This is a genomic window from Arthrobacter sp. AG1021, from assembly GCF_003633665.1.
GTDB lineage: Bacteria > Actinomycetota > Actinomycetes > Actinomycetales > Micrococcaceae > Glutamicibacter > Glutamicibacter soli.
Genome location: NZ_RBLB01000012.1, coordinates 84,476 through 91,408 on the forward strand (window position 1 = coordinate 84,476; position 6,933 = coordinate 91,408).

Genomic DNA, 6,933 nt, shown 5'->3' on the forward strand with positions numbered 1-6,933 from the left:
ATTTAGACGTTGCGTACGGTGTAGTAAGCGCCACGAGTCAACGTTGACTGGTTGGTGCTGTAAGTGGTGTTAGTCCGAGTGAACCATGAGGTGTGGTAATCAAAATCGGCAATCCGATCGAGACTGATGCGAACTTTTTTGTTGCCGTCAATCTTGCTGCAACGACCGGTAGCCTTATGGCTATCTGGAAGCCACCCACGATCATCGACAAGTACACGATTTGCGGAACAAGCAGTCGCAGCATTCGCTGCGGGTGCAGCCGCAAGGGCTCCACCTGCCAGAAGCCCAACAGCCGATGCCGTAGCCGCCACTAACTTGAGAACCTTATTCATAATAACTTCCTCTGATGGATGGATAGGAGGAGACTATCGCTTACGATCGGGGGTGTCAAGCATCACAAAAAACGTTTAGAAATAAACCGTCGACCTCGCATGCACTCCCCTTAAGCGAACTAGCACACTGAGTGCGCAGCTAGGGCGCGTCCAAAAATGCCACACGGCAAAAGCGCGGCTTCGCGGTACTTTCCTTCCTTTCGAATTCTAGGGATTGCGTAATCGAGACTTCTGCGCCGAGGTCAAGCGCATCATGGGCCACTTTGAAGCGCCTCCCCAAAAAACAAGGTTGCCAAATCTGACCAAAAGAGCAGGATGCGAGCCCGAATTCAATACACGCACGCGTCTTACAACCCATAGGTTGCAAGACGTCTCACCAAAGCTCACTCCCCAACGAAAAAATCCGCGGAAAATCAACACTTCAAAATTCTTGCAACTATGTGTCGCAACCGATGACGTAGAATCGTGTCTACATCGTTAGTTACGAGACACCTTCAAGGGACTGATGACCAAACTAATCGGCTACGCCCGCGTATCCACCAAAGCCCACGACGCCGACCGGCAAATCCAAGACCTCCTCGCCGCCGGTATCCGGCGCGACGACCTCTACATCGACCACGGCCAGTCCGGAGCACTCGCCAAACGACCAGGACTGGATAAAGCGCTCCTCGCGTTGCATCCGGATGACACCCTCGTGATCACTACTTTGGACCGGCTTGGGCGATCCACTCAGAAAATGCTCGAGCTCGCCCAAGAGCTACGCGAACGCAATGTCGGGCTGCGGGTGCTGAACCTCGGCGGCGGTGACGTGGATACCAAAACGCCCATGGGAGCCATGGTCTTCACCGTCATGGCCGCCTTGGCCCAAATGGAGTTGGAGATCAAACGCGAACGGATCACCGACTCGGTCACCAAACGCCGCACCACTGGCGGCGACCTCGGAGGCCGTCGCCCGACCTTCACTGAATCGCAGATCCGTACTGCCGCCAAACTGGTCCAGTCCGGCGAACCAGCAACCCAAGTCGCCAAAGACATGGGCATGTCCCGTGCGACGCTCTACCGACGGATCAAAGAACTTCCCTAACCAAACATTGCTCAGTAAGGGTTACAGCACTTCCTGCCCTTGCTGACCTTTCTAAAGCTTGGGCAACTCGTCGGAGCAATGGACTACGCTGAGCAACATACGACGCAACTTTTCCACGACTGGAGCTGGATCTTGGCCAGAACAAGAAACACTACCGCCGAAGTTGTAGACCTCCTACGCAATGGCAAGGGTATACCCACTGTCTCAGAGGTCGAGAACCACGCTATCCTGTTCTACCCTCGGCACTGGTTGAACCGGTGGGACGAAAACATGCCGGGCATTCCTTCCATCCTCCAAAGCGGAGAAAAGGATAGCAAAGGGCGACTTGCCCTCAGCCGAGGCGACCTATTCACTCTGGGTACCAAGGTGGAAACTGCACAGGATGCGGTCAACTTCTACGTCGCGGTCTGTTCATGGGGCGCCGGTGCCAAAGCCCAGGATATCTACCGTCGAATTCCAACATTGAGCGAACCGGACGTTGGAGGAAAACTCCTCGGCGGAATCATGCTCGCCAAAGACTCGAACGTCGAATCGGAGGATGCATACCGATCCTTCTGGACACGTGAGCAGTACAGGCTCAAGGGTCTCGGCCCGGCCTTCTTCACCAAGCTTTTGTACTTCGCAGCTGGCCCCGCGGATAGCAAGAAAATGCGCCATCTCATTCTGGACAAGAAGGTTGCAGCTTCCATTGGCTGGCCTGACAAAGCCTGGTGGACTCCATCGGAGTATGGAGACTACCTGAAACTCATCAACAACGTCATGGAATACCTGCCCGAAGCAGAACGCTCCGACTGCCTCGAAATGCGTCTGTTCAATCCATAGTGCACCTCAAGGATTCTTCCCGAAAACGCTACGATCCCAGTTCTGGGCCACGACCTTTCGGTTCCGAGTTTCGGGAAACCGAGAACGTTGAGAAACCGCCGTTCGAGCGATTGCTCGAACGACGGTTTTCTTCATCCCAAAAACGATCGTTTTCGACCGCTCCACCCGCACACTTACACCACAGCGGTCGCCTCAATCTCAACCAACACCCCAGGCTCAAAAAGCTGCACCACCGCGATCAACGACGCCGGCGGCATCGGCATCGGCAACCCCACTTCCTGAGCCACGGATTCCACCCCCGCCATGAACTCCCCCATCTTCGACGGTTCCCACTCGGTGACATACACCGTCAGCCTCACCACATCCCGGAATTCTGCCCCCGCACCCTGCAACCCACGCCGCACATTACGCAAGGCTTGGCCGACCTGGCCAGCCAGATCAGACGGAATCGGGCCCCCATCAGGCATATGGGCTACCTGCCCAGCCACGTGAACATACCGTGTCCCGGTCCCCACCGCGACGTGATGATACGGGGTCTGAGGGATCATCCCCTCCGGGCTCAAATACTGTACTGGCATGCCATTCTCCTCATCTCTTGCCCTGCGAACTGCAGGTATACAATTTATACTTGGTCAACAAAAGCTACTGCAACGAAACCAGGTATCGTGCCCGAAACCACCCCCTCACCACTCACCCTCTCAACGCCCCATCGCGAGCTACTCGATCAGGTCCTCGATAAATGGTCACTGCTGGTCATGAGCGAACTATGCGATTCTCCCCGGCGATTCAACGAACTGCGCCGAGCCATTCCTGACGTCAGCCAGAAATCACTGACAACCACCCTGCGCCGCTTGGAGCGCAACGGTGTCATCGAACGCCACCTCCTCAGCTCACGGCCCGTCGCAGTGCAATACCAGATCACGCCCCTAGGCAAGTCCATGCGCAGCCCGATCGAAGAAATACTCGCGTGGGCAACACGCAACATGGAAAGAATCAACCAAGCCCGAGCCCGCTTCGACAACACAGACCTCCCATCCCACAGCGAGTAACCAAGTCACACCCCACGAAGGAAACCTTTTTCGCGCAAACGTAAGGTGCTTCTCAGTCCCGCGAATGCCAGCGATGCCCACGCCCTGTGTTCCTGACGTCTGTGGGCATTGCGCACGCCCCGCTACCCAAGGAGTGAAGTGCGCTAACGCCTCGACAAATCTGCTCGACACCTGACATCCCACGACCTGGATTCTCACTATCCCCATCCCATTGCCGCGAGCAGGACACAGGAGAATAGCCAAACCACGCGAACTGCCCGCAAACCCCGACGCGCAAGTCGCAGTCCCAAATTCGTGACTTTAATCAAACGTCAAGATATACCTGCAGGATGGCCTCACAAAATCCGATCGAATGGCTCCAAACGCACAGGAACATCCATACGAATGAATTTACGGAAGTTCGAAAACATATATACTAGGACCAGTCCGCATCATCCGTTTCTACGGGGTTGACGAGCAGTATCCCCCAAGTGCTACTCGTTCAACGAAGCCCCTGCAATCCCCCATAGGCAAGGGCTTCTGCGCGGACTGCGGCGGGGCGTACTTGCGAGAGTATGCCCCACCCTAAGAGGCGCATGCTGCTTGGCGCATCTGAAAATCAGATATGACAGCCCAGAGGAAGCTGGGTCCGCATAGGCCGCATCTCAGGCCAACCGGCCAGTCATCCCTGCTACCCGCGCGAAAAGAGATCCACTTGCAGCGGGGCATGGTGGCGTAAACCGCAGAGCTTTTCACTCCGCGCCGAAGGTCGCCGTGGGAAAAGAACAGCAACAGGACTATGCTCAAAGAAGACCCTCATGACGCGGGAGCGCCAAGGAGCAGCCATTCATACCATGGCCCATCCTGGGGTATGACGACGTTGAGGAGCGATTCTTGGCGCGTCCGGTTCTTGGGGGGCATCTTGGATTCAGCGACACAGCGCAGATGGACCACCCAACAGTTCGCCCAGTTACTCGCCAATGAGGACGCGCAACGCCACCTGATGACCTACGGCTGGGTTGAAGGAATGCCGGTCATCTTCGCTGACCCCCAAGACCAGGTCGAAGAAATCATGGGTTTCGCCTCCGTCCACGGACGCGCAGTACTTCTGGCCGTCGGGATCCAGGAATACAACGAGCTGCAGCTATGGCACATCACAATTCCTAGTCCAATCTTCGATCGCGTCCCACCCTTGCCCTCTGGCACCATTCTCGAACACCTATGCATTAGGCAGGCCCAGAACCGGCTTCGCCCCTTCCGCGTGCCCTTTTGGGCTCACAGCGCCGCAATTCACGAAATCCCCTGTTTCGTCCGGAACGATGTGCGCAGTGTCAATCAATTAACCGCAAAAAGTGATTCGTGACGATCTGCGACCTCCTGTGACTGGCTGAAAAAAACCTGAGAGCATTTTGCCAAGCTAAACATATACCGCAATAAATTTCACCCTCAAGAGGGCAAATTAATTTTTATAACACTTGACTAGGTGTTATCTGAACTACCCCCTGGCTATATATCGGATATTGAACTGAGCTCTCTGCGCTCGAATCTGCTTCGTAAACGCACAGAAATATCCCCTGAGTAGAGCTTTCGTGCACACCTGTTCTTCCTGTGGGTAATCTCCTAGGGTGGAAATCAGACACTAGGAGCCGCTAACCCGTTCGGGAAAGTGACTTGTTCCAAGTTGATGGGGATCACTCGGAAAACTCAAGAACACAGTGGGAGGTAGTACCAATGCCAGGACGTATCGCACGCACCAAAACGGCTGAACGTGTATCTGAACTGCTAGGATCGCGAGAGGGTCGTAAGCACCTCAGGGCTCACGGGTGGGAACAAGGCATGCCCGTGGTCATGGCCGTACCTCATGAGCCGCTTAATGATGTGATGGGTCTGGTTTCCATGCACAATCGTTCCGTCCTGGTCGCAATGCTCGACGCATACTCCGACACCTTGAAGTTCCTGCATCTGTGCGCACCGAACCCGGCGTTACGTTGCGTCGATGCCGAGAAAGATGCCACGCAAATCAGCGATCTCTTCGCCCGCGCCGAGCATGAAGGCTTGGTGACCTTCCGTTCGAAGTACTGGGAAGCGAGCTCTGTCGCCCATCCCATCCCTGCCTTCCAGCCAGCCCCGGAAACCAAAACATACGCACAGCGCTTCTACGCCTGAGCACCCCTCGCATCCGGGAGTAGGCCTCCTTTGAAGCTGATTACGATCCAAGGCCAGTCATCGGTCAGGTCGTTCCGGGGTGGAAGATGGTCTTGCAATCCATTTTCCATCCCTGCTCATTGAGGGGCGCGTTTTCGCCTTTGAAATCCCTCGCAATATCGTGCGATCCATGCCCTGGAACTAATTCTACGTCAGGGGATTCAGAGGTTCCGTCGGCGCCTTTAGGATTGTTCATCCCCGGCGGGATGCCGGGCATGTTTGAGCCCCTCGGGATCTTCCCCCGCAGCGAGCCGTTGGACGGTGTCTAATAATTCTTGGACTTCCGCAACCCTATTGCTCCAGTAAGCTTCATCCAGCCCGAAGCCGAGCTTGGCTTCGTCCGCCAGCTGCTGGATCCCCTTGCGGTGGCCTTCCAAGGCACTGGTGAGATCGTCGTACTGATCAGCAGAAAGAGAGAGGTTGATGTCTTTTCGAGGCGTGTTCACCATGAACTCCCGGGTCGTCCAATAGTTCTCCGTGATACCGAGACTAAAAACCAGCAGGGGTTATAGGTCAAGGATACAGAGAGATACTCAGCATCCCCTACGCCGCGGCGGCAGGATCACAGCTACACCTGGTCTTTTCAACTACGCGGATCAGTCGGGGATTATTCCTTGGCAAGTCTAGACCATCCAGCCGCGTGCCGCGGCAACGATTGAGATGAAGAGGAACACCTGATCCTGTGTGCCACCGGTTCAGGAGCTGACCTGCACCTTCGGTAGCTAAGACCCTCCTTCAAATTTCTGAACGTTGACTGGAAGTACCTACAATCTCGAGTCATGATGCCATGGTTTCCTCAGCTCCACGGCACATCACGGCACAATCTCGTAGGGGAGATTCCGCCGTATGCACGGCGGACCGTTCACTTAGGAGGATTCCACTCCGGGGCAGCTACCTGCACAAGCGTTCGTGGTCCCTGGCCGGCGTCGGCACGGCATCCACGGGAGAGTCACTCCCCGCTTTCGCGTTGCGGCCGGGCCGCAAGCTCTTGTCGCAACCCATCATTTTCAGCTTCCAGCTCCAAGATGATGCCGATGCCGGCCAGATTCACGCCCCGCTCGATCAGGTCAGATATCTGCTTCAGCCGGGCCAAATCCTCCGCGTGGTACCTGCGCGTGCCCCCGCTGGTCCGTGCCGGGGTGATCAAGCCTCGCACTTCATAAAGCCTGACAGTTTGCACGCTTACCCCCACGCTCTGCGCAGCGGTGGCAATGGAATGCGTTCGAGAGGCACCTTCTGGGTGTGCAGAATTTTTTGACATTTTTTACCTTGCGTAGCTTGCGTGATCTCTGATTCCCATGCTATAAAATCTACATCGTTAGGTATAGATCTAACGGAAAGTGAATTGCACCATCATAGAGTGTCACACCAGAAAGGAATGAGTTCAGATGATGCAGACCGAGGTACTTCGCGATTTCGACCGCTTGGTACAGCGAGCTTTCAACACCCAACTCAGCTCTGA

General features: G+C 55.5%; 9 protein-coding genes. 5 read left to right on the forward strand and 4 right to left on the reverse strand.

The genetic code is table 11. The features are described 5' to 3' along the window. Positions 1-2: 2 nt before the first annotated feature. Positions 3-332: a hypothetical protein gene (locus DFO58_RS18355; protein ID WP_147407328.1), complete on the reverse strand. Its 330-nt coding sequence runs from the start codon at positions 330-332 to the stop codon at positions 3-5. Between the two features lie 505 nt (positions 333-837). Between DFO58_RS18355 and DFO58_RS17345 the strand changes: the two genes are divergently transcribed. Both DFO58_RS17345 and DFO58_RS17350 read left to right on the forward strand, forming a co-directional pair. After that, positions 838-1,416 carry a recombinase family protein gene (locus DFO58_RS17345; protein WP_053799096.1) on the forward strand — a complete coding sequence of 193 codons (579 nt, stop codon included), beginning with the start codon at positions 838-840 and terminating at the stop codon, positions 1,414-1,416. Between the two features lie 78 nt (positions 1,417-1,494). Further along, positions 1,495-2,238 carry a hypothetical protein gene (locus tag DFO58_RS17350; RefSeq protein ID WP_120991846.1) on the forward strand — a complete coding sequence of 248 codons (744 nt, stop codon included), beginning with the start codon at positions 1,495-1,497 and terminating at the stop codon, positions 2,236-2,238. Positions 2,239-2,411: 173 nt separating this feature from the next. Here the strand turns inward: DFO58_RS17350 and DFO58_RS17355 are convergent, their stop codons facing one another. After that, entirely contained in the window at positions 2,412-2,816 is a 405-nt protein-coding gene (locus DFO58_RS17355; RefSeq protein ID WP_053799098.1) for a RidA family protein, read from the reverse strand. Positions 2,817-2,903: 87 nt separating this feature from the next. On the opposite strand from DFO58_RS17355, the gene DFO58_RS17360 reads away from it, so the two are divergent. The 3 genes from DFO58_RS17360 to DFO58_RS17370 all read left to right on the forward strand — a co-directional run bounded on the left by DFO58_RS17360 (position 2,904) and on the right by DFO58_RS17370 (position 5,432). After that, a complete protein-coding gene (locus DFO58_RS17360) occupies positions 2,904-3,287 on the forward strand; it encodes a helix-turn-helix domain-containing protein (RefSeq protein ID WP_053799099.1) in 384 nt (127 codons plus the stop codon). Between the two features lie 901 nt (positions 3,288-4,188). Continuing rightward, a complete protein-coding gene (locus DFO58_RS17365) occupies positions 4,189-4,629 on the forward strand; it encodes a hypothetical protein (protein ID WP_147407329.1) in 441 nt (146 codons plus the stop codon). Between the two features lie 473 nt (positions 4,630-5,102). Beyond that, positions 5,103-5,432 carry a hypothetical protein gene (locus DFO58_RS17370; RefSeq protein WP_286163658.1) on the forward strand — a complete coding sequence of 110 codons (330 nt, stop codon included), beginning with the start codon at positions 5,103-5,105 and terminating at the stop codon, positions 5,430-5,432. Between the two features lie 221 nt (positions 5,433-5,653). Here DFO58_RS17370 and DFO58_RS17375 read toward each other — a convergent pair whose 3' ends face one another. Together DFO58_RS17375 and DFO58_RS17380 are read right to left on the reverse strand one after the other, a co-directional pair. Next, positions 5,654-5,920: a hypothetical protein gene (locus DFO58_RS17375; RefSeq protein WP_053799102.1), complete on the reverse strand. Its 267-nt coding sequence runs from the start codon at positions 5,918-5,920 to the stop codon at positions 5,654-5,656. A 500-nt stretch (positions 5,921-6,420) separates the two neighbouring features. Next, complete coding sequence (locus DFO58_RS17380; RefSeq protein ID WP_120991847.1) at positions 6,421-6,732, reverse strand: MerR family transcriptional regulator; 312 nt, start codon at positions 6,730-6,732, stop codon at positions 6,421-6,423. Positions 6,733-6,933 lie beyond the last annotated feature (201 nt).